Genomic DNA, 371 nt, shown 5'->3' with positions numbered 1-371 from the left:
AAGGGATATAGTAATTCTTCATAAAGTCACTGTATAAGAGTCCATAGTTTGCATAACCATTTTGACTCTGGTACTCATTTTTTATTCTTAAGCACTCTTTATAGGCATCGTGAGCAGACCTAAACCTATTATTATTGGCATCACGTCGGCTTTTCTTTTGGATTCTTTTCCCTGTCAGTAAATCATGGCCTAATTCAACTAAATAATAGTAATGACCCTTATTGTCTACATAAACATCTGGATATTTAGTCTTTGCCAATGCTATCATTCCCGTCTTTTAATAACGGAAACCCAACAATTTTTTCAACAGCACGAACTGGTACAACACCAATCCTTTTCCCATTGTATAAAGGCAAACCTTGTTCCACAAG

The 371-nt window shown here is 35.6% G+C and carries 1 protein-coding gene and 1 pseudogene; both read right to left on the bottom strand.

Annotation, left to right across the window (positions count from 1 at the left end; genetic code table 11):
* Nucleotides 1-268: pseudogene (locus CP366_RS11035) on the bottom strand (site-specific integrase); the annotation flags it as partial.
* Nucleotides 246-368, bottom strand: a complete 123-nt coding sequence (locus CP366_RS10490) for a DUF3173 family protein (protein ID WP_233197992.1) — start codon at nucleotides 366-368, stop codon at nucleotides 246-248. The gene CP366_RS10490 and the pseudogene CP366_RS11035, both read right to left, overlap by 23 nt.
* Between the last annotated feature and the right edge of the window lie 3 nt (nucleotides 369-371).

It is taken from the genome of Lactobacillus sp. UMNPBX15 (assembly GCF_002553785.1).
GTDB classification, from domain to species: domain Bacteria; phylum Bacillota; class Bacilli; order Lactobacillales; family Lactobacillaceae; genus Lactobacillus; species Lactobacillus crispatus.
Note: the sequence above shows the minus strand (reverse complement) of the source record. Positions and strands in the feature narration are given on the sequence as shown.